23 protein-coding genes and 1 tRNA gene are annotated in these 22,189 nt (G+C 66.7%); 2 read left to right on the top strand and 22 right to left on the bottom strand.

Features of this window, described 5'->3' with window-relative positions; all coding sequences use genetic code 11:
• Positions 1-826: 826 nt before the first annotated feature.
• From RDW26_RS03775 to cpaB (RDW26_RS03680), 20 genes are all read right to left on the bottom strand, one after another.
• Entirely contained in the window at positions 827-1,753 is a 927-nt protein-coding gene (locus RDW26_RS03775; protein ID WP_307982587.1) for an ATPase, T2SS/T4P/T4SS family, read from the bottom strand.
• Positions 1,743-2,600, bottom strand: coding sequence for a Flp pilus assembly protein CpaB (gene cpaB, locus RDW26_RS03770; RefSeq protein WP_307982586.1), 858 nt, complete (start codon positions 2,598-2,600; stop codon positions 1,743-1,745). The genes RDW26_RS03775 and cpaB (RDW26_RS03770) overlap by 11 nt, the downstream gene beginning before the upstream one ends.
• Before the next feature lie 16 nt (positions 2,601-2,616).
• A complete protein-coding gene (locus tag RDW26_RS03765; RefSeq protein ID WP_307982585.1) occupies positions 2,617-3,204 on the bottom strand; it encodes a pilus assembly protein TadG-related protein in 588 nt (195 codons plus the stop codon).
• Entirely contained in the window at positions 3,201-3,659 is a 459-nt protein-coding gene (locus RDW26_RS03760) for a hypothetical protein (protein WP_307982584.1), read from the bottom strand. Before RDW26_RS03760 ends, RDW26_RS03765 begins: the two co-directional genes overlap by 4 nt.
• Positions 3,646-4,191 (bottom strand): TadE/TadG family type IV pilus assembly protein, encoded by a 546-nt coding sequence (locus RDW26_RS03755; RefSeq protein WP_307982583.1) that lies wholly within the window; start codon positions 4,189-4,191, stop codon positions 3,646-3,648. The genes RDW26_RS03760 and RDW26_RS03755 overlap by 14 nt, the downstream gene beginning before the upstream one ends.
• 2 nt (positions 4,192-4,193) lie before the next feature.
• Complete coding sequence (locus RDW26_RS03750; RefSeq protein ID WP_307982582.1) at positions 4,194-4,448, bottom strand: hypothetical protein; 255 nt, start codon at positions 4,446-4,448, stop codon at positions 4,194-4,196.
• A gap of 95 nt (positions 4,449-4,543) precedes the next feature.
• Positions 4,544-5,434: a prepilin peptidase gene (locus RDW26_RS03745; protein WP_307982581.1), complete on the bottom strand. Its 891-nt coding sequence runs from the start codon at positions 5,432-5,434 to the stop codon at positions 4,544-4,546.
• The gene (locus tag RDW26_RS03740) at positions 5,431-6,045 is read right to left on the bottom strand and encodes a hypothetical protein (protein WP_307982580.1); all 615 of its coding nucleotides are present in this window, start codon (positions 6,043-6,045) and stop codon (positions 5,431-5,433) included. The genes RDW26_RS03745 and RDW26_RS03740 overlap by 4 nt, the downstream gene beginning before the upstream one ends.
• On the bottom strand, positions 6,042-6,347 hold the full coding sequence (locus RDW26_RS03735; protein ID WP_307982579.1) for a hypothetical protein: 306 nt from the start codon (positions 6,345-6,347) through the stop codon (positions 6,042-6,044). Before RDW26_RS03735 ends, RDW26_RS03740 begins: the two co-directional genes overlap by 4 nt.
• Before the next feature lie 17 nt (positions 6,348-6,364).
• Positions 6,365-6,814, bottom strand: coding sequence for a hypothetical protein (locus tag RDW26_RS03730; protein ID WP_307982578.1), 450 nt, complete (start codon positions 6,812-6,814; stop codon positions 6,365-6,367).
• 110 nt (positions 6,815-6,924) lie between these two features.
• A complete protein-coding gene (locus tag RDW26_RS03725; protein ID WP_307982577.1) occupies positions 6,925-7,377 on the bottom strand; it encodes a hypothetical protein in 453 nt (150 codons plus the stop codon).
• Positions 7,368-9,497, bottom strand: a complete 2,130-nt coding sequence (locus RDW26_RS03720; RefSeq protein ID WP_307982576.1) for a hypothetical protein — start codon at positions 9,495-9,497, stop codon at positions 7,368-7,370. The genes RDW26_RS03725 and RDW26_RS03720 overlap by 10 nt, the downstream gene beginning before the upstream one ends.
• A complete protein-coding gene (locus RDW26_RS03715; RefSeq protein ID WP_307982575.1) occupies positions 9,494-10,003 on the bottom strand; it encodes a pilus assembly protein in 510 nt (169 codons plus the stop codon). Before RDW26_RS03715 ends, RDW26_RS03720 begins: the two co-directional genes overlap by 4 nt.
• Before the next feature lie 27 nt (positions 10,004-10,030).
• Positions 10,031-10,267: a TadE/TadG family type IV pilus assembly protein gene (locus RDW26_RS03710; RefSeq protein WP_307982574.1), complete on the bottom strand. Its 237-nt coding sequence runs from the start codon at positions 10,265-10,267 to the stop codon at positions 10,031-10,033.
• Entirely contained in the window at positions 10,236-10,436 is a 201-nt protein-coding gene (locus RDW26_RS03705) for a Flp family type IVb pilin (RefSeq protein ID WP_294420950.1), read from the bottom strand. Before RDW26_RS03705 ends, RDW26_RS03710 begins: the two co-directional genes overlap by 32 nt.
• A gap of 17 nt (positions 10,437-10,453) precedes the next feature.
• On the bottom strand, positions 10,454-11,377 hold the full coding sequence (locus tag RDW26_RS03700) for a type II secretion system F family protein (RefSeq protein ID WP_307982573.1): 924 nt from the start codon (positions 11,375-11,377) through the stop codon (positions 10,454-10,456).
• Complete coding sequence (locus RDW26_RS03695; RefSeq protein WP_307982572.1) at positions 11,377-12,324, bottom strand: type II secretion system F family protein; 948 nt, start codon at positions 12,322-12,324, stop codon at positions 11,377-11,379. Before RDW26_RS03695 ends, RDW26_RS03700 begins: the two co-directional genes overlap by 1 nt.
• Positions 12,285-13,613, bottom strand: a complete 1,329-nt coding sequence (locus tag RDW26_RS03690; RefSeq protein WP_307982571.1) for a CpaF family protein — start codon at positions 13,611-13,613, stop codon at positions 12,285-12,287. Before RDW26_RS03690 ends, RDW26_RS03695 begins: the two co-directional genes overlap by 40 nt.
• Positions 13,614-13,615: 2 nt before the next feature.
• A complete protein-coding gene (locus RDW26_RS03685) occupies positions 13,616-15,145 on the bottom strand; it encodes a hypothetical protein (RefSeq protein WP_307982570.1) in 1,530 nt (509 codons plus the stop codon).
• 32 nt (positions 15,146-15,177) lie between these two features.
• Positions 15,178-15,831 carry a Flp pilus assembly protein CpaB gene (gene cpaB, locus RDW26_RS03680; protein ID WP_307982569.1) on the bottom strand — a complete coding sequence of 218 codons (654 nt, stop codon included), beginning with the start codon at positions 15,829-15,831 and terminating at the stop codon, positions 15,178-15,180.
• A gap of 275 nt (positions 15,832-16,106) precedes the next feature.
• Here cpaB (RDW26_RS03680) and RDW26_RS03675 point away from each other — a divergent pair.
• A tRNA-Val gene (locus RDW26_RS03675) sits at positions 16,107-16,181 on the top strand.
• Positions 16,182-16,645: 464 nt separating this feature from the next.
• On the opposite strand, the gene recN is transcribed toward RDW26_RS03675, so the two are convergent.
• Complete coding sequence (gene recN, locus RDW26_RS03670) at positions 16,646-18,322, bottom strand: DNA repair protein RecN (protein WP_307982568.1); 1,677 nt, start codon at positions 18,320-18,322, stop codon at positions 16,646-16,648.
• 176 nt (positions 18,323-18,498) lie between these two features.
• Positions 18,499-20,532: a hypothetical protein gene (locus RDW26_RS03665; protein ID WP_307982567.1), complete on the bottom strand. Its 2,034-nt coding sequence runs from the start codon at positions 20,530-20,532 to the stop codon at positions 18,499-18,501.
• Positions 20,533-20,627: 95 nt separating this feature from the next.
• Here RDW26_RS03665 and RDW26_RS03660 point away from each other — a divergent pair, with 95 nt between their 5' ends.
• Positions 20,628-22,169, top strand: coding sequence for a VWA-like domain-containing protein (locus RDW26_RS03660; protein ID WP_307982566.1), 1,542 nt, complete (start codon positions 20,628-20,630; stop codon positions 22,167-22,169).
• Positions 22,170-22,189: the final 20 nt, after the last annotated feature.

The raw sequence follows: 22,189 nt of genomic DNA, 5'->3' as shown, positions 1-22,189 counted from the left end.
CATGGTAATCCCTCCCCCCCGCATAATCAGTTTAATCACCTCACCCGCCCCTTGGTGACCCTGCTGAAACCCGGTTTCTCCTGCCGATTGTATATCGGTCCTTACGGTGTCTCGCCGGAACAGGGCTGTTCATGCTCCTCGGGTGTCCATCACATGCAAATGCTCCATGCCCACTCCTCTTTAGCGCCGAGAAGGAAGCGCTTGCGATTGCCCGGTGGATCCCCGGTCGGGTTCTCCCAACCAGGCCTGAAACTAGCGGTTCCCCGTTTTCCAGGCCCAGAAGGGAGCTGCGTCCCGGGGTCGGGCGCGCTCGCAACTGCGCTCGTGCTTGCGCACGATACCTGATTCATCGGCTCCTACTTTGGTTCAGGCACAAACCAGCACTTCTTCCCCGCGGTCGTGAGCTCCCGCGGCCTGATTGGGTCAAAATCCAGGCCGCATTAAGGCGGGGCAGGCATAGATAGAAATGCAAAGAAACTGCGCATAGCTATGCGCGGGAACCCGAATAAATCGCAGAGGTAGCGAAACCGCTGCGATTTGGGCTATACTAAGCAACGTGATTGGGGCGCTTAGTGCAGCCCTTGAGGGGTCGCCAGCGCCAACTGACGGCCTCTCTTTTTTATTCGGAACGGCCTCCCGCTCCCTCCTTTCATCAAACGGAAGGCTCAGGTCGCCGAACGGGAAGCCAACGGGAATAATCCGCATTTCTTTCCGTAACCGACTTTTCAGGAAGGAATCGATGGAAAACAGCGAGAAAGCGTTTTTCCAGATCAAAAGGCATTCAGATTACCTGATGCCACTCTCCTTTTCCTATCGAATACCAGTGCTAGATTTGCATCGCCTGCAGCATCTCGTAAGCTTCCGCTCCGCGGCATTCGCCCACGATGATGCGATCGGGGCGCCGGCGCAGCGAGAGCGCCACCAGCTCGCGCATCCCGACGGCCCCTTCGCCTTCGGTGTTCGCCTCGCGCGTCTGCATCCGCTCGACGTGCGCGGCGCGCAGCCGCAGCTCAGGCGTATCCTCGATGGTCAAGACGCGCTCGTCGTCGGGGATGAACCCGGAAAGCGCGCCGAGCATAGTCGTCTTTCCCGAGCCGGTGCCTCCGGATATGATCACAGGGCACCGAGCGCGCACCGCCGAGCCTAAAAACTCCGCCATCACGGAGCTGAGGGCGCCGCGCGCCGTCAAATCCTCGATGCTCATGACGTCATCGCCGAACAGGCGAAGGTTGAGCGCAGGGCCATCCGGAGCCAGCGGCGGCACGATATACGTCGCTCGCGCCTTGCCGCCCGGCAGCATGGCGCAGCCCATGGCATGCGCCTCGTCGCAGCGCATGCCCGCCTGCTCGGCGATCTTGTCGATGATGCGACGGAGATGGTCGGCGTCGTCGAACCGAACATACGGGCACGGCTCCAATCGTCCCGCGCGCTCCACGAACACATGCGGTTCTAAAAACCTTGCAACCCCGGCTTCCATCGCTACGCCGCCGCCGTTGACGATGACCTCGGTGATGCCGGGGTCCTCCAAAAGCCCCTGCAAAGGGCCGTAGCGAAGAAAATCGTCGCCGACCGAACGGCACAGGCGGGCTATATCGGGCTCGGCAAGCCCCAGGTTCCACGCCCGAACGGCCTCTTGCACGAGCGATTGGATGGCCGACTCCACCTCCGCAGGATCGGAATCCCCCTGCAACCTTGTCGCAAGGCCTTCGCGGACAACCCGCTTCAGGGCAAGCTCGGTCCCTCTATCCATCATGCTCGACCACGCCTCCCGATAACATGCCACCCGCGACAAGCTGGACGCTGATAGTGCCCGACGCCTGCGCGCGGCGGACGGCGTCCGCCTGCTCCGGCGTCAACTCCAACGTGATGGCGCTATACGCCGCGCCCTCGCCAGCGCCGTCGCCGCCCACCGACATCACCCGCGCCGAAGCGCAAAGCTCGTCCAAGCTGACCGCGCCGCCGGCGGCCTCGGTAACGCACACCACGCGAACCTCGTCGAACGGCTGGACCTGCCCGGCCACGCCCGTCTCGTCGTTGACCGACAGGGACACCGCCTCCATGCCCTCGGCAAGCTGAGCGGCCAATCTGCCATCCGCCGCGCTGCCGGCGATCATCTGAGGCGATAGCTGCGTGTTCGCCGGGATGGACACCAACGCCCGAGCACCTGCCACGCCGCCCGCACCGTCAAGGGCGTCGGCGCCGAGCGCATCATCTTGACGGAAAGCCTGGGGGACCTCCACAAGCTGCACCGCATCCGCGCCGAACGGATCGCCGGCGGCGACGTCGCGCGTGGTAACGACCACGCTGCGAGCACCCTTCGTCGCTTGATCGACCGCCGCATGGGATACCCCTGCCTGCCATAACCCGTACCCCACCGCCACGACCGCAACGGCCACCGCCGCCGCGGTCACCGCCGACATCTGCTTGAAACGCGCAGCTGCGGAATCCATCGAGCGGATGGCATCGTCGATCGGGCGCTGCTCGCCCTCGTCCGCCTGCCCGGCCGCCCTTCCATACGCCGCCTCCGGACGCCCGCCGGAGCGCAACCGCCCCGACAGCGCCTGCCGCGAGGCGCGCCCCGTGTTCCTTCCGACCGACATGGTCGTCCCCCTTTCGCTATCCACCTAAACGGGCCTGAGCCTCCTCGGCTATCTCCCGAGGGAACCCCTCAAGCGCGCTTATCGCCGAGAACCGCCCCTGACCTGCGCCGCAACCATCGTCGAAGCGATGCACGCCGCATATGCGGGCATCAGGCCGCCAAACCTTCTGCGCCGCATACGGGCGCGCACTGAACACCCGGCACGAAGCCACCTTCGCATCGGGGGCGGAGCTTACGGCAAACGGAAGGGCTTTCGCCTCCTCCACCTGCATGCCCACCACCCAGATCCGCTCGCTTTCGGCAACTACCCGAGCGGGCGCCTCGTAGAACCACACGCTTACCGCCCCTTCCACCCCTTGCGCCCTGACTTGATCCACGACCAGATCGGCAAGGACGGCGCCTGCATCATCGCCGTATTTCGCGGAGGCTGCTTGACCGGCATCCATGCACGCCGACCTGGCGGCATCCAAGGCCTGCTCCTGACGGGCCTTTGCGCTGTAGAGCACGGCGCAATCCGCCAAAAAGCCGAGCATCATCACCAACACCAGGCACAACGCCACGGCAAGCGGTGCCACGTTCCCCTTCTCCCCTCGATATAGGCTCATGCAAGGATCACCTCCGTCACCCGCTCGTCGACCACCGCGCACGCGACGTGACGCGACAGCCGCCCGCCATCGCGAAGCCCGGACAGCGATATCGGCGCCCTATAGGACACGTCGTAGGAAACGGAGGTGAGGGCCGTGCGGCTTGAGACGCCGCTTACGGAAAACGCATCCTCGCGCGCGTTCGATTCCACCCGCACCCCCGACACCGTCAAATCGCTACGGCGCAGCTGCGCGGACTCATCGAGGATCTGCTCGGCGACGAACGATTCCTTGTCCGATGCCGCCCTCAGGCCCGACACATCGATGCGCATGCACGCCTGAGTAAGCTCGGAGGACAGCATGATGGCCGCCGCGTTCATCATGGCCGCCTGCATGATGCCGAACGCCACGACGATGAGCAGCACCGCCGCGAAGGAGAACTGCACGCTCTCGCTCCCCCGTTCATCGACGACCATGCCCCACCTCCGTATCCGCATCCACCGAAACCGTCCTGCTCGCCGCCGATGACAGCTGCAGTCCGTCGACCGCGCCCGCCGCGGAGAGCACCGCCTCGCCGACGGGAGTCAAGCATCGGGCGCTCACGCGCATCCTCACGTCCACCTGCCGGTAAGCGAACCCGACCAGCCGCCCTTCGAAGCGATCCGCCTGCGGGTCGAACGTCTTGCGCTCGACTTCCTTCGTCCGCACGGGCAAGCAGTCGACCTCGATTGAGCAGGAAACTCCCTCGCCCGCAAGCCCGGGAGCCTGCTCGAGCGCCGCCGAAAGAGCAGACGCCCCGTCCGGACCCTTGTCCCCTTGCGCAACGCGCTGAGCCGCATAGCGGCAGGCGGCCTGGGCCGCGACATCCGCTTCCATCCCCAGATACGCCGCCCTTCCGATATCCGCGACGGCGCACAGCAGGCCCATCAGCAAGGGCAGCGCCATCACGAACGTGACGGCGCTCGCCCCATCGACCCGCGCCCGGCTGCCGGCCAGGCGCACAAGCACGGCTACCTGCTTCCCACCGCGCCGCTCGTCACGCTCTTGAACATGTTCGTGACCGAGTTGCCGGCGGACGTGATCGCCGTGTTGACCTGCGTCTGCAAGATCATAAGCGCCGCCCCCAAGCCCACGGCGAAACCGAGCGCGATGACAACCTGCACGATTTCCGATCCGCCATCCTCCTCGCCGCGATACGCCAGGGCGCGCGCCTTGTCCGCAAAGCCCTTCAGGCCGATGCTGTTCGTGTTCACGTTCATACCCATATCCAAACCTTCCCATTCGCTGCCTTTTCCTTGTCATCGAATCGAACCGACGCCGAACCAGCCCAAGGGCACCACCTCCTTTCCAAATCCCGCCCTCATCCGAGCACCGTCGTCCCCACCGCCAGCCATATGGACAAAAACGGCGCCATGGGGATGCCGTCACGACGTCCAAGCCGATGCGTCAGCATCCCGGCGATCGAGAACGCGCACGCCGATACATAGCAAGCTGCCGCCCCCAAAAGCGTTGCAGGGCCGCAAGCCAAAGCGAGCGCCGTCATGCAGCGGATGTCGCCGAAGCCCACCGAGCCGCCGCTATTTCGCGCGATGCGGTTCGCCGTCCAGCACACCGCCAGAACCGCTGCCGCGGCAACGGCGCCTTCCGCGATGCCGATGGACCCATGGCGAAGCAGCTGATAAGCGCCTCCTGCGACCAGCAACGCCGCACAGCACTCAAGCGGGATCATCCTTGCCCTCAGATCGCACACCACCCCCGACGCCATGGCCACGCCGCATACGCACAAAAGGCCGCCTTGATGCAATGGGACGCCCGACAAGGGCTGGGCCGCGAACCACACCGCCATGGCAACGGCGAGCACCGCCCGCTGCCACGGCCGCGCAGAGAACGAGCAGCGACGCTGCTGCTGGACCTCGCTTCGCGTTGAGGCGCCCTTCCCCACATCGATGCCCGCTTCCCGAAGCGCTTCAGCTCGTTCATGCGTGAGCGCCCCCTTCAAAGTCTGGGAGCGGCAATCCGCAAGCCAGACGCCCACGGCGCCGGCCGTCCCCTTCTCGTTTTGACGGGGAAGCCGGTCAGGGCAGACGTCGCGGTAACGCGCGAAATCATCCAAGCAGCGATACCACCAGGTGTAAGAGCGCCAATATGCCCTGCTCAGCAACATATCGGCGATTCGGGGGATCGCGAACGCCCCCGTTGCGGCCCCGACGGCCGCGCATAAGGCCAACGCAGTCAGCGCATACCCCGTCATGCGCTTACCGCCTGCAATTCGGCAGCATGACGCGGATGGATCGATCTTGCCTGTTCAGCCCCTTGCCCGGCCGACGCTCCTCGCTGCACATCGGCCGGGCGGGCGCCAACCGATCCCCGTATCGGCCTACCTCGGCGCAACAGCTGGCAAGCGGCGGCCTGAGCCGCCTGCCGGGCAGCATCGTCCTTCGCCGCCGTATTCTCCTCCACAGCCCCTACCAGCTCGATACGCACCACGATGTCCGCTCCACCGGCGGAAACGCTCACGTTCCTCGCGATGACAGGGGCGCTCCCGCAAGGCTCTCCGTCCAAGCACTGCTCGATTCCGGAAACGCCGTCGACGGACAGCGACCGCTGCGGCTGCTCCGCCGAGCGCTCCTTCGCCAAAGCCGCCTGCCGCGCATCGGCCCAAGGAGCCGCGTTCGCGCCAGGACTCGGCGCCTGGGCGCGCATCTGCGTCTCCTGGGGTAGCGGTCCGACGGCCCCTCCCTTATGCGCGTTGCCTGGCATCGGCGCAGCCGCTGGCTCTTTGCCGCTGAACCGATGCATACAGCCGTAGCAGACCTCGGCATCGTCGAACGCCCTTGCGTGGCAAACCGGGCATACCCTCATTTCCCTGCACCATCCTTTCTCGTCATCTCCACATGCTCCCCCGCTGAAAACCAGGGCGGGTCGTTCACGGAAAACCGCTCTAAAACGGCCACCGCTTTACGGCACCTGATACGCCTGCGCGGCCCAACGGCCCGATACGACTCCAGCACCTGCCCTCGCTCGTCCAGAAACGCGATGTCGATCAGCTCGGCCATGCCGAAGGTGTGAACGTCGTTGCACGGCGCCAGCATGACGACGCCCTTCGAGCGCTTCGCCCCCAGCAAGCCGCGCACGCGCGCCCCGAAGCCGACCGCCAATCTCATCGGCGCATCCTTTCCTTTCACGAAAGCTCCTCCTTCCCGTATTCGGACCACTGCACCACCACGCTCGTCCCCTGAGGCATCTGCACGCACTGCACGAACGCCCAGCGGCAGGTGCCGCAGCCTTTCGAAAACGTCGCGCACGAGCCTTCCCTTACCGCGGTCATGCTCCATCCACCGCGCTCAAGCGCATCCTGCACCTCCCGCAGCGCATCGGGAGCGCTGCCCGCATGTTCGAATCCCACCAGGTGCGACCCGACATCGCAGCGCAGCCCGCGCTTGCCCGCCACCGGAAACAGCTCGTCCCTGAACGTCTCGGGGATATCCGAGGGCGAGCAAGAAAAGCCGTCATCAACCCTCCCCATGACCGCATCGAAGCCGGCTAGGGAAGCCGACTCGGACGCCGTCCGCCATGCCGCCTGGGCTTGCGCGCCGCCGGCACCGGCAAGAAGCGCGATCCCCGCGGCCATGATGAGCGCCGCGCGGACGGAACGTGCTCGCGCACGGCCGCCGCGCCCTGCGCGCGCCGACCGTCTTGGCGTCCAATCGCCGCCGCACGCCGCATGCCCACGACGGCCGCTCACAACAGCACCCCGGGCTTATAGCAATCCACCACCAGCTCCTCGGTATGCGACAGCTTCGGCAGCGCCACTCCCATCACCTCCGACTTCAACCCCAGACCGAACAACGTGGGCATGTACTCGAGCGTGGCCGAAAACGATGTATGCCCCGCTGAGATGCCATGCGCCGAAACGCTTACCGAGACGTTTTCCGCGTCCAACCGTTCATCGAGAGCCCGCTCGATGAGCGCGCAGGTATCGCCCACGCCCTGCCCGTACGCCGGCGAAGCGGCATAGACCCGGACCGAATCGCGGAAATCGTCATCGAACGCCGCGCACCAACCGAAAAACGCCAGGGCGTTGACCGAGATGGCCGCCACCGCCAAAAGCACGGGCAGCGCCGCCACGAACTCCACCGTCATCTGCCCCGATGACCTGCCGGCGGCGCATATCCGATCGACCATCAATCCCATTGCCGCAATCCCGTCGCGCTCGCATACACGGACAGAAGCTTGTCAGCCGCAGCTCCGATGGCATCCGAGGCAAATCCTTTCACCGCCGGGGGCAACGCCACCGTTACAGGCACCTGGACGCCGCCTATGCTGATGGTCGCTACTTCCACCGAATCGCCCCAAGCGTCGAAACGCTGCAGCACGTCCCTGCGAACAGCGCCCACCACCGACGAGAACACGTCGTTGGACATGAGCGGATGCTCGACCGCCTGCCGCTTCACCTCGAGCAAGCGAGCGCAAAACGCGCTATCGCCGGCCTGCGCGACATGCGCCGCGTTCACCGTCGCCGGGCGCAGCGCATCCAGGTTCGCCGGCTGAAGCCCTACGGTGCGAAACGCATCCGAAAGCGCATCGGCGGCCCAATCCCCTAATCCGGAGGCGCTTACCAGGGGCAAGCCCCCCAAGCCCTCGCGCACAGCCGCATCCAACGCCGACTGCCCATCGGCATAGGCGCTCAGCGCCCCCGACCAAACGCCCGCTGCAGCGCCCAACACGCCCGCAAGCGCCGAATCCGATGCCAGGCCGTCGGTCAAAGAGGCGATGACGCTTCGCCCCTCGCCGGACGGATCGGCCACCAGCGTTGCCGCCGATATCGCCACGCGGCACCCCAGCTGGCCGCTGGCCTGCACGAACGCGGATTCGAACCCCTTGTCGGGGGCATCGGGGCCCGTATTCACCGCAAGGCAAACCACCCCCTTGCCCCCGGGCGGATCCGCATCGATGCGGAACGATCCCACGCTCGAGCACGCGTCGCGCAGCTGGTCGAGCAGCTTGGATACGCGGCTTTTCGCCTCCCGCTTCGCCGGGGCGCCCTCCTCAAGGGCCTTTTGGTACTCCTCGGCGGCAAGCGCCACCTGCTCGTAGTGATGCTCGAAGCCGTTTCCTATCGACGTGGAGGCTGCCGCCACCTTGCCCAGGCTTGCCGCCGTGAAGCCGCATTCCGAGCACGTCTCCCATGCGCCCGCTTCCATATCGCGAAGGGAGGCCCGCGACGTGGACCCCGCCGCCTTCGGGCAACCGTCCCACGCGTGCAAGGTCGGGGAGGCGTCCGTCACGCTGACCGGGTACACCGCCTGCGCGAACAGCTCGGTCTCCCGCATCTGCGCGGTGTTGGCGGGAAGATGAGGGAACAAGGCCTCGAAAGAATCGCCCTCCCGAACGTATCCACGCGCCACCTCCTTCGCGGCATAGGTGTAAAAGCGCTTGCGCAGCGCCGATTGGGCCTGGGCCTGAACGCTGCCGTCATCGGGGCGTTCGACCGCCAAGCGCGCCGGGTAATACGCCTGTGCCCTGCGAAGCGCCACGGAAAACGACCAGGCGTCCACGCTTGAGAACACCGGATTTTGCGCGCCCGTCATATGCGCCAGGGTTTCGGCGCGCTCGGCCATGCACCAACCGGGACGGGCGCCGCAATCGTGATCGAAGGCTCGCTGCTTGGCGTCTTGGGCCCGCACGGCCGCCTCCTCAGCCCGCCGCGCCAGCTCCTTGACCTCCTCGGCCTGGCCGATTGCATCTTCTCGTGCCTGCTTGGCGCGTGCGTCTTCCTGCGGCACCCGGATATCCTCGGCGGAATCGGGGACCAGCAGGGCAAGCGCCGTGTAGTCGGACCCGTTCGAGCCGTTTCCCTGCGCAACCGATGCTGCGCTGGCCGCCGCCAAAAACGGAAGGGCCTTCTGAACGCGCGTCAAGCCTTCGGAAGCGGTTTTGGAGAACGAATCACGGGCATCGGCCACGCGCGCACCGGCTTCGAGCAGCTTGGCGCCCACGCCCTGCCCGCCGGGAACGCAACATGCGACGATCCCCAAACCTGTGGACGTCAAGCTGGTCAACGACAAGGACAGTGCCATGGAATCGCACACGCGCACCGCCACCATGAACTCCGCCACCACATTGCCCGCCGCAAGCGCGCCGGCATCGGCCACCGACTGCACACGTGAGGACACGGATTGGATCCGATACACCTGGGCCGACGAGAAGACCATCGACAGCGCCAGAAGAAGCGACACCACCATCCCGACCGTGGTCATCCCGTCCTCGTCACGCAGGGAAAACGCCTGCGCCACCCTACGCGGCACGCTCATAGCCAAGCTCCTATCCAAGCCTCGGGGTCAAGCCCCTGCGGGCTGCCCGCAACCCACTCAGGCTGCGTCGCCCGCTCACAACGGACCTTCACCGTCAACAGCCCATCGTCGTCCGTCATGCCAAGCAGCACGGCGCCCGCGCCCAAAAACGGCAGCGGCTTGACCTTGCCGGCGATCTCCACGCTCACCTTCTCCGTGCGCTCGTCCCCTTGCACGGACACCTCCCAGCTGCAACCTCCGTCGTGCACGTGAAAGCAGGGGACGGGTGGGATGGCGCCCAGCCTGTGGCGGACGAACGCCTCCACTGCCTGCGACGAATCGCCTACAGCATCGGTCTTGACGGCAGCAAGCCTGCACGCATCGCTTGCCGCCGCCTGCATGACCATCCGGTCGTACAGGACCATACCCGGCTGCACGGACAGCAAAAGCACCGTGAACAGGACCGGGATGAGGAACGCCGCCTCCACGGTCGCCTGCCCGCGCTCGCCTGCGCGCAAAACGCCCAATCCCCCACCTCCTTGCGAATTCGAAAGCTAGTACAGCGCCACGTCCGCCAACGCCCCGGGCAGCGAGCCCGTCACGCAATGGGAGGCGCACGACAGCGCATGCTCTACGAACGTGCCCGCCGAAACGCTGCGCCAAAGCACGCCCATCCCAAGCACGACAGACAGAAACGCCACGGTGACCAGCGCGAACTCGACCGTCGCCTGACCCGCGCAATCGCGCGCCGCAATCCGCCTACAGGCTGTTGATGCCGTCGGCGATCGCATCCCACAGCTCCTGCAGCTTCGGCCGGAAAACCGTTATCGCGATGATGGCTATCACCACCAGCACGCCAACCAAGATCGCGTATTCGGTCGTTCCCTGCCCGTCCTCGCCGCGCCGAAGGCGGGCGACCTTGCACGCGGCCTTCGCCAACGCCCGCCGATATGCATCCATAACCGCTCGAATCATGACTACATCCCTTCCATAAGCTCCAACAACACGGGCCCGAGCACCAAAAGCAGCATGGCGGGAAGGATCAGCGTCCCTGTGGGGATCATCATCTTCACAGGCGCCTTGGCAACCCGCTCCTCCACCTGCGCCTTTCGCGCCGCACGCGCCTGTTCCGCCGACTGCTCCAGAACCTCGCCAAGCGAGGTGCCGAACCGCAGCGAACGGATGATGGCCGACACCGTGCGCGAGAACAGCGGGTTGTCGTACCCTTGCGCCAAAGCGCGCAAAGCGTCTTGACGAGTCGCAAGCCCCGCTTCCCATGACCTCTGCGCCGCGGCGCACTCGCGCGCTAGCCCATCATCGAAATGCCCCGTGTACAGCTGCAGGCTGCGATCGAACGAAAGCCCGCTGCGCACGCCGAGCGCCACCACTTCCAACATCTCCGACATGCTGCGCTCCAGCGCCTGGGCGCGCTGGAGCCGAGCCCCGCGGACCGCGCGTCCCGGCGCGGTCGCGCCTGCGATACCGCCCGCCACGCAACCGACTACCGCAAGCTCGTTCGACGCCGCGCAGCCCAACAACGCTCCTGCCGCCGCACCCGCCGCGGCAAGACGCACCGCCCCCTCGCAACACGCCTGGGCCGACACCGTCCCGCCAAGACCGGCCTTGCCCACATGCTCCTCGAAGCGCGCATGCGCACCGCGCAATGCGCCGACGGGCAGCACCGGGCGAGCGGCCCGCAACGCCAATCGCCTGCTCAAACCCTCCAGATACGAAAGACATACGCTCGCCTGCGCACCGCCTTTCGCCCGCCCGTCATCAGGCGCGCGGGCCCTTGCCGCGCGGGCTCGGCGAACCGATTGCGCGCCCGCCCAGCACATGCACGCGCCCGACGCCGCGCCTAGAACGGTCGCGATCGCAGGCAGCGCCGTCGCATACGTCATCACGACACCTCCACGTTCAGCATGCGGCGCACCGCGAGCACGCCCGCAACCTCCATCGTGCACGCCAGCCCCAACAGGCCCAACCCCAGCGGGCTTTGCAGGAACGGATCTAAAAACCCTTTGCTCACCAGCGAGAACACCGCGACCAAAGCGAACGGCATCACCGTGACCACGCGCGCCGACAGCCGCGCTTGGGCCGTCTGCACCCGCAACGCACGACGCAGGGCCAGCTCCCCTTCGACCGTCTCGCGCGCCGCCTCGAGCACCGGACGCATGCTGCCGCCCGCTTGGTGCTGCACGTCGAGCGCCACCGCCACGAAGGCAAGCTCCGATCTCTTCCCGCCCGCGCGCAGCGCCCCTAGGGCCTCGCTCGAGCCATGGCCCGTCTCGAGCAAATGGGCGCAAGCCGCGAACCTCTTCCCCAGCGGTCCCTTTATCTCGCCCGCCAGCTGCTGAAACGTCTGCAGCAGCGAAAAGCCCGCCTGAAAGCACGAGCCCATGGCATGAAGCGCATCGGGCACCGCCTCGCGCAACGTCTCCTCTTGGCGATCGCGCCACCCATGGATGCGCGCCACCGCCACGGCGCATGCCAGAACCGCCACCGCGATGCCGGCGAACGGCGAGGCGGATACCAGCCCCACGCAAACTACCAGGACCGCTGCCGCCGTAACGGCAAGCGAGCACAGGCTTCGCGGAGTGCAAACCACCCCGCGGCCCTGCAGCGCCGACTGGGCGTCGCCCGCAAGAGCGGCTACCTTGGGCACGGAAAGCAGGCGACGTGCAACCCCGTCGACGCAGCGCACGCCGTTGCGCGCAAGATGACGCCCGATCCCGCCTTCGCCAACCCTCCGGCGCCGGGTGCGCCGCAACGCTGCCTGCGCGCAAAGCGCACCGCCGGCAAACGCCGCTATGACAGCCCCTGCCCCGAACACGCCAGATGCTTCCATTCCAATACCTCCTCCCCATCAAGCCCGATGGTTTCGGGCAGGTCGTCCACCCAATCAGGCAGGGCCTGCCATGACCCCGCTTCTTCGGGAGAACGCCGCTCGAACAACGTCCTCACGCTGCAAGCCCGCGCCCTTTGGTCGTACGCAAGCTCCGACACATGGGTCACGCATCGCCTGCCGCTGAGCGCCCGCGACGTCTGCACCACCACATCGAATGCGCTTGCCGCATTCGCCTCGATCACATCCACGGGCAGATCGACGCCGTAGCGGACCATGGTCACCACGCGGGAAAGCACGTCGCGCGGGGAGTTGGCATGCAGCGTGGTGAGCGACCCGTCGTGCCCGGTGTTCATCGCGGTGAGCATGTCCACCGCCTCCGCGCCGCGACACTCGCCTACCACGATGCGGTCAGGGCGCATGCGCAACGCATTGATCACCAGCTCGCGGATGGTCACCTCGCCCGCCCCCTCGGCGTTGCGCGGGCGCGCCTCCAGGCGCACCACGTGGGGATGCTCGAGAAAGCGCAGCTCGGCCGTATCCTCGATGGTCACGATGCGCTCACCTGCGGGAATGCAGCATGACAATGCGTTGAGCAACGTGGTCTTGCCGCTGCCCGTGCCGCCCGCCACCACCACGTTCTTGCGCGCAAGCACCGCCCATTCCAGAAAGCGCCGCAAATGCCCGTCGATCGAGCCGAAGCGCTCCATCTCCGCAAGCGTTATCACGCGCTGGGTGAACTTGCGGATGGTGACGATGGGCCCGTCGGGCGCGAGCGGCGGGATGACCACGTGCACGCGATGGCCTTCGGGCATGCGGGCGTTCACCATAGGCGACGACTCATCCACGCGCCTGCCGAGCGGCCCGAGCACGCGATCGATAAGCGCCCGAAGCTGAGCTTGGCTTGAAAACGCCCGGTCGCTGCGCACAAGGCGCCCTTGCCGCTCGAAGAACACGTCGCCGGGGCCGTTCACCATGATCTCGGTGATGGTCGGATCGGCCAGCAACGGCTGCAAAGGGCCGAAGCCGAACACCTCGTCGATCAACTGCTCGGAGAGCCTCGATCGGCGCAAGGCATCGGCCCCCTGCCACACGGGCAGCGCGAACGCCTGGCGGCACGCCCCTAAAAGCTCGCTTCGCGCCCGCGCCGGCTCGAAGGCCATCAATGCCGCTATGTCGTCCACCGACACGAACAGGCGCACATCCTCCTTCAGGCGCGCAAGCGTCGCCGTGGGCGCATGACCTTCGCCGCCACCCGCACCCAACGCCTGCGCACGCTCGGCCAGCGTCATAATCAGGCCTTCTTGCGCTTGCGCGAGCGCTTTCCGCGAAGGAAGGGCATGCCCGGCCCCTCGCGCGAAGACCCCGCCGCAGCCGATACGCCAGGCAATATCTCGGCCATAAGCTCCTCGATGCCCTCGAACAGATCGTTACGCGAATCGATCAGGTCGCCCACCAGCCCCGCCGCCAGAAGCTCCTCCACATCGGCGCCGCCATCGGGCAGCTCATGCACATGAGCCCCCTTCAACGCGCACGACACATCCATCGACGACAACGGCGCCCCCTTGCCGCAGCCGTTCAGCGTGAACAGGAACGGGTTGACGGCTATGCCGCAACGAGCGCATAGGTCGAGCGCGCGCTGCGCCGCATGCACCGACGTGGCTCGCTGGTCGACAAGGAACAGCGCCTTCGAACTGCGCTCCAGCAGCACCGCATGCTGCTCGGCCCACGCACCGCCCGTGTTCGCCACGATCACGTCGAAGCGTTCTCGCACGGCATCCAGAAGCGCCGGGGCCTGCGCCACCACCGCCTCTGCGGCATCCACATGCTCCGGAGCGGTCAGCAGCGCCGGCACCTTCCCCTCGCAGGCAAGCTGGGCCAAGCGTTCGGGCCGGGCAAGCACCTCGTCGATGCGCAGGGGCTTTTTCACGCCCATGAGCTGCGCCATGTCGCCGAACTGCAGGTCGAAGTCGAGCAGCAGCGTACGCAGGCCCAGCCCCTGGGCCGCATGCGCCGCAAGCAACGCGACCGCGCTTTTGCCCGCGCCCCCGCTGCCGCTCACCACCGGCAGCAAAAAGCCCTTCGCCGTAGGGTGCTGCAGGTTCGCCGCCGAAGCCGAGGAGCTTCCAGAAGCTCCCGGTCCCGATGCGGTCCCATAGGGGGAAGCGGTTGCGGCAAAGGCCTTCGTCGCCGATGGGGCGGCAAGGCCCGTCTGGGCGCTCGCCGGCGTATACGATCCTCCCAGCTGGACCCCCGCAGACGAAGCCATCGCCGCCGCGGGTGCCGCCGCGCCCTCAAGCGCCCCCGGAAAGCCGGCCGTAGGCATTGCGACCGTTCCGTACGGGGAAGCGGCCGAAGGCGCGTTGCCGAACGCCGCCTGTTGCGACACGGCCGCCTCCCCCGCAGGCGCGCAGCCGGCCCCAGGGCCGATCCCCGTCTGCAGCTCGATCGCCCGCATGGCCGCCTGCTTGCACTGCGCATACCGCTCGACGAAGGCCTGCCTGGTCAACGACGCATCCACGCCCGCCGCGGTCGTCCTGGACCGAAGCGACCCCGATTCCTGCGCCGTCAGCATGCACACGCGCCTATCGGCGCGATCGTGCTTCAACGCCGCCGCAAGGTTGATAGGGGCCACATCCGCGCAGGAAACCACCCATACCTCCTGCACGCTCACCGCATCGCGCAACGCCGTACGCGCCGCTTCGGCGGACGTGAACGGCATGAGCCACTGCTGCGCAAGCAGGTTCTCCCCCTCAAGGCCCAACAGCTCCGGATGCCGAAAGCATTCCTCATCGGCGCACAGCGCCACCAACGGCATGGACATCCCTTCTCCTTCCGTTTGCTTTAATACCGCTCTCACCTCGCATCCGCGCCGGGCAAGGTCAGATACAGCTCGGTTTTCTGAGCCGCCGACACAAGCTCCTCCACCTGGTTCGGGTCGACGGCAAGCGTCACCCACGTCACCTTCGAGGCCGATCCCGATGCCTGCCGATCGTCCGTTCCAGCGCTGGTTGCCAACACGTTCACGCCCCGCGCCAACGCTTGCGTGGCAGCGCTTCCCGTGGCATACACGTCCACCGATGAACCCGCCGACACCGCACCGCCCACCGCCTGAACGTCCTTGGCCGGCACGCTGATCGCAACCTTGCCATCGGGCACGTCTATGGCCGCCGATGCCACGCCGAACCTTCTTGCGGAGAGGACCTCGCCGGAAAGCACCGTTGAAGACGCCTTCGACCCCACAACCTCCGATGTTTGCCGCACCGCTTCGGGCGGCAGGAGGTCGGCCACCCACAGACGCACCTCCACGGCTCCGGAATCAACCGTTTCACCTGCGGCTATGTCTCGTTTCGCCACGCAAACCTCCACCTGATCGCCGCCGTAGCGCGCCAGGGCGTCAGCACGGGCGCGCTCTGCCTCGCCGCGCACCGACTGGGTATATCCGAGCACGCACAACGCGCACAGCACGCCGCATATCGCACCCGCCGCAGCGGTCTTGTTCCGTCTCATGCGCACCTCCTTCGCTTCGCAGCATCCAGTATGGGAACGCCACCTTGCGAAACCCTTGCCGGCAACGCCGCCTCTTGTCGTCAAAACCTTGCAGGGCCGTCCAACCCGAAGCCATGCGGAATCCCCCTGCCCGCTCTCCAAACGCAAAAACCCGCCGACCCGAAGGGCAGGCTCGGACAAACTCGAGCAAGCCCAGCGGCATCGACGGGTTGTGCAGTATTTGCGAAAGCGGGTTTCTTATGCGACAATAAGCTTCACCCATTCAGGGAATCAACGGCCGGTTGGCGCAGCGGGAGCGCAGGTGCCTTACAAGCACAAGGTCACAGGTTCAAATCCTGTACCGGCCACCATTAAAACCGCAGGTCAGACGTTTTTCGTCTGACCTTTTCTTTTTTCAGGGCAACCAGGGGCTTATAAGGTAAAAGCGTGTCTGAATTAGAGGCGTCGGCGCAGGCCGGTGCCTCTTTTTACGAGCTTTAATTCGGCCACGCAAGCCTTCCACCCATACGTCGCACCCATAAAAATGGACGCCGGCCTGCGCCGACGCCCGAAAACCAACGCGCTTTTCGCGCCAAAAGCCCGGGCCCGACATGGGGCAGCGCCCGAAAACGGATGCACCTTCCGTTTTACGGACCCGGGACGCACCGGCGCCCGGGCGAGAATCCGCCCTACGCGCCACAAGCCCGATTCCTTCACGCAAACTCAAAAAGGCCGCCGGCTCAGCCGACGGCCCTCAAGCTATACGATTCCCATGTGGCGACCCGGAAAACCCCGAACGGGTACGTCGAGACCTGCAGGGCCGACGCGCCGCGCTTCATTCCCCTTGCGCGCCCTTCACGGCCCCGAGCATCTCGCGCGCATGGGCAAGCGATGCCTCCGTGGCGTCGCCGGAAAGCATACGGGCGATCTCGGCGGGCCGCTCGTCAGCGGATAGCTGTCGCAGGCAGGTCTGGGGCATCCCATCGTCGCCGGCTATCTTGGTGACCGCATAGTGCACATCGCCATGCACGGCAACCTGGGCCAAGTGCGTCACCACGATGACCTGATGGCTGCGGGCAAGGTCCGCCAGGACCTCCGCCAGCGCCACGGCCACGGAGCCGCCTACGCCGGCATCCACCTCGTCGAACACCAGCGTATCAACGCTGTCGGCCTGCCCGAGCACCACCTTTATGGCCAGCATGACGCGGCTGACCTCGCCGCCCGAGGCTATGCGGGCAAGCGGGCGGGCCTGCATGCCGGCGCCGGGCTGGAACATGAACTCCACCTCCGACGCACCGGAGCGGGTCCACGATGCGCGCGGCAGCGCACGCTGCTCGCACACGAGCTGCGCCGTGCCCATCTCCAACCGCTGCATCTGCGCCGACACCGCCTGGGAGAACCTTGGCGCAGCTTCGCCGCGCGCATCGTCGAGGGTCCGCGCCGCCGCCGCCAATGCCTGTTCGGCGGCATCGACCGCTCGCTGCGCGACACGCTCGCGCTCCTCGGCATCATCCACCAACGACACCAGGTCAGCAGCCTCGTCGCGCGCCGCAAGCACATCGGCCATGCGCGGCCCGTAGGTGCGCATGAGCCCCTGCAAGGCCGCCATGCGCTCTTGCCCTCGCTCCAGTTCCTCAGGGTCGAATTCCACCCCATCGCGATAGTCCCGGGCTGTGCGCGAAACGTCCTCCAGCACATACCCCGCCTCGCGCAGGGATTCCGCAAGCTTGCCGAGCTCAGGGTCGTAGCGGGACCCTTCGTCCAGGGCCGCCGCGGCGCTGCCCAGCAAATCGATGGCGCCCTCGTCGCCCCCGAGCGCCTGATGCGCGCGATATGCCGACATCGCAAGCGTTTCAGCGTGCTCGGCGCGGGCAAGCTTAGCCGAAAGCTCCTCGTATTCGCCCTCGCGCGGGTCCACGGCATCGATGCGCTGCAACACGAAGCGCGCCTCATCGAGCTTCGCCGACGAGGCGGCTCCGGCATCGCGGACCCGGGCAAGCTCCGCCGCCGCCCGCGACGCCTCGGCGAACGCCCCCTGATACGCGTGAAGCGCCTCGGCCACGCTCTGCCCGGCCCATGCGTCGAGCATCCCTACGTGCGCCGCCGGCTTCAATAGCTGCTGCTGATCGTGCTGGCCGCACAAATCGATGGAAGGCGACACCGTACCCGCCAGCTCCCGCACGCTTGCCATGCGGCCGTCAAGCGTGACGCGCGAGCGCCCGTCGGCGCCCACGCGGCGCACGGCCACCAGCTCATCTTCGTCTTCGCGCGGCTCATCGCCATCAGAGGACGCGCGGGAAAGCCCGAAGAAACGTCCGCTGACCTCCAAGCCATCCTGGCCATCGCGCACGGAATCCTTGTCCGCGCGGGATCCCATAAGCAGCTTGAGCGCCGACAGCAACGCCGTTTTGCCAGCGCCCGTCTCACCCGTGAGCACGGTCAGGCCCTGAGCGGGGACAAGGGAGGCCTGCTTTATCAGCGCCAGGTTCTTAACTTGCATCTCGTCGATCATGGCGGTTCCTTCTGCGTGCGGATCATGCGGCCGCAACACGTACGGCTGTTCTATATGGCACAGTATACCAGCGTTACCGCACAACAAGCGCGCACGCGGGGGGCTTTTCGGGGTATCCGACATAAGTTGGCAGGAAACCTCCCCATACCCCCGAAAACCTTGCACGCCCATCCCCTCTAAAGGGCGAACTTGCTCCTCAAGCTTGCAGGCGCATCCTGCTCGCCGCCCCCATCGACCTGCGCGCCGGTGCGATGCCGCCGCTCCATGAGGAATGCCACGCAATCCATGCGGTTGCCCTGGCGCAGCAGCTCGATCTGCGCGTCGAAGCGTTTATCTTCCATAAGCCCTAGATCGGCCAGCTGACGCACCATCTCCAGGCTGCCCTCCCGGGCGATGCGCACGAGCGCCTCGCGCCCCGCGGCGCGCACTTCGTCGGCGAAGGCGGCCTGCATCTGCGCATCCAGCCCAACGGGCCGCTCCAGGCGATGCAGCAGCGCCCCTAAACGGTCCGGCACGTTCTTTCCCGATCTGAGCACCTCGTCGTAGCGAGGCAGGTCGAACGGGTCGCACCCGGGCTCGGCGTCGAGGGTGAAGCAGCTCAGCAGCTGGTCGGCGGGCACATGCACTGCCACGCCCGACCACGCCAGCCGGCACACGGAGAACTCGAAGCTGCCCTCGCCCACCGACCGAAGCGATTTCGGCAGAGCCACGGGTCCCTCGAGCGTGCGCGAGCAGAAGCTGTGCGCGCCCACGCGCTCAAGACCCTCGGGAAGCACCAGGCGCTTCGTTCCGCGACACGCGTTGCCGTCTCCCACTTCGCGAACCGTTGCGGGGATGATCAGGGTCTTCGGCGCATACGGCAACGCGCTCGGGGCGATGCGCGTCAACTCCGCGCCCCGCACCTGAGCAGGCAAAGCCAACGTTTCGACGACCTGGGGCTGCGCGAGCACCGCCGCCGACGGCCCCTGGCCGACCGGTCCCAACCTGCCGCCCGACACAAGCCCGCCGCAATCGTTGGCCTCGGCGCGCGCCGCCGCTTGCTTCGCATCCACGGCAACGCCCTCGTCGCTGGCCGCAGCAGCGCGCACACGCGCCGCCACGCTGGCGAAGCGCTTCGATGCGGACTTCGGGGGCTGCGGGCCCGCCACCAGCAGGGCCGCGCCGTCACGGCAGTCGAACCAGCAGCCGTCCGCCTCGATGGCGTCAGGGCCGCACACGCGCACGCCTCGGCGGCGCAGGCGGCGCGCACCGTCGCACCCTGCCGGGCACATCCACAGCGCGGCATCCCATTGCTTGACCCGGACATGCTGCAAACACGCCGGCGCGGACACCACGTGCGGCGGCTCGCAACCCTGCGCGAACGCCGTCTCGCCGACCACCTCCACGCCGTCGGGAAGGTCATAACGCTCTTCATAGGGCGGGGCGCAGAACAAAAGCATCTTCCCGTCCGCGGAAAGCAGGCTGCCGTCCTGCGCTTGATAATGCTCGTTTTCCCCGCTCACCGAATAGGTGCGACGCTCGAGCGGCGGCGTGACGCCGGAAAGGTCGCAGGCCTGGGCACCGCCGGCGCGCACGCCCGCCCCCAGATGGATATGACGCCCGGGCAAAGCTGAGAAGGCGCCGGCGCCGATGCGCTGCACCGTGTCGGGCACCACCAGCACGTCGACACCCACGCCGCGCACCAAACGACGCGCGAACGCACCGGGCGCGATGCGCACCACGGGAACGCCGTCCACGAACGAGGGGAGCACCACGGCAAGCCCCGATTGCGCTCCGGTCGCTTGCGCAAGCGCGCGCAGATCGAAGCCGACCAGGGCATATCCCGCCTCCTCGCGCTGAACCGACACGGCCGGGGCATCCTGCTCGTCGGGCACGTCCACGGCAGCGGCGCCGCCCACACCCTCCTGACGGGCCGCCATGGCCAACAGACGCGCGCGGGCGTCGTCGTCCACGCCCATGCCCAACGACCCCGCCGCCAGCAGATCGCCATCGGCATCGCCGTCCACCTGCCCGGCGCGCGCGGAGCCGCCTTCCCATGATTGATACGGCAGCAGCTGCGGCGACCACACCTCGCCCGCCTGCGAGCGCCCCGGGCTCACCTCGCGCACCTGATCGGCCGCAAGGCTCACCGGCGCCGCAAGGGCGCGCGCCACCACCTCCTGCGCTTTCGCGCCATGCGTTGCGAACACCATCTCCTCAGCCGCTGCCATCGAAGCACCTCCCATATCAAGGCCCTGTGTTTACCCGCTTTGCCGCCCATGCTACACTGCGCGAAGCGACGAAATCAAGCGACGGGAGGCCCTCAATGGCACATAACGCCTCAGGTCGGCTTGCCCAGCAAGCCCTTGAGCTCACCCGCAACAAGCTGCTGGTCAGCTTGCGCTTTATGAACGCCGCGTTCGCCCATCTCAAGCTGCTGGCGCAACCTGGGCAGACCATCGCCACCGATGGCACGTACCTGCGCTACAGCCCGGCCGACGTGGCGCGCACCTTCGCGTCAAGCCCGGAGGAGCTTGCGCGCACGTACCTGCACATCATGCTGCACGACGTGTTCCTGCACCCCTTCCCCAACCCGAACATGGACGCCGCGCGCTGGGATGCCGCATGCGACATAGCCGTCGAAGCGGTCATCACCCAGCTGGCATTGCCGGCCACGGCAAGCCCGCGCGCCGCGCGTCAAACGGCAGCCCTCGCCCAGCTTCAAGCTGAATGCCCGCAGCTCACGGCCGAGGCGCTATACCGCTACTTCGCCGACAAGGGAATGGACGACCAGGAACTCGCGCAGCTGGCCGCGCCCTTCGTCGCCGATGACCACGAACCCTGGCACCGCATGGCTGCCGAGGAGGCAGCACGCCGTCAGGCCCAAACGGGCGAGAAGCAGGAAAACGCCGCCGATTCCCCCGCCCCCGCCGCCGGCGAGGCAGGCAAGAACGGCACGGACATGCCCATGCCCGACGAGGCGCGCAAGGCCAAGCCCAACCACAAGGCCCACCGCGGCCTGTCGCTCGACGACATCACCGAGAAGGAGGCGCCCGAGCAGGCGCGCGGCGTGCAGGCGAACCGCTTCGCCGACACCGTCAACCTCGACCGCTCGCGCGACCAGTGGAAGAACGCGGCGCTGGAAATGGGCGTGCAGCTTGACTCCTATATCAAGCTTTGGGGCGTGGAAGGGTCCAACCTCTCCATGAACCTGCGCTCGGTCACACGCCGCAAGCAAGACTTCACCGCTTTTCTGCGCAAGTTCGCGCGCATGGGCGAGCATGTACGCGTCAACGACGACGAGTTCGACTACGTCTATTATTGCTACGGCCTTTCGCGCTACGGCAACCTGCCCCTGATCGAGCCTTTGGAATACGTCGAGGAGCGGCGCATCCGCGATTTCGTCATAGCCATCGACACTTCCGCATCCACCAAAGACGGGCTGGTCAGGCGTTTTCTTGAGCGCACGTATCCCATCCTGTCCAACGAAACGGGATTTTTCACCCGCATGAACGTGCATCTGGTGCAATGCGACGCCGCCGTAACGGCCGTCGACTGCATCCACAGCTTGGACGAGCTGGACGATTTCCTGGACAATGTGCAGGTCAAAGGCCTGGGCGGAACCGATTTCCGACCCGTGTTCGCCTACGTCGAAGATGCGCTTGAACGAGGCGAGTTCCAAAACCTCGGCGGCCTTCTCTACTTCACCGACGGCCAAGGCACCTACCCTGCCCACAAGCCGTCCTTCGATACCGCCTTCGTGTTCCCTGACGCCGAGACCGCCGACGCAAGCGCACCGGTGCCGCCCTGGGCCATGAAGGCCGTCCTCGACGAAACGTTTACCGAGCAGGCCCCCGACCTGGCCTAGCACCACCCCATCGAGCAAGG

It is taken from the genome of uncultured Senegalimassilia sp. (assembly GCF_902464545.1).
Taxonomy (GTDB): domain Bacteria; phylum Actinomycetota; class Coriobacteriia; order Coriobacteriales; family Eggerthellaceae; genus Senegalimassilia.
This window is presented reverse-complemented; position numbering and strand designations above follow the sequence as displayed.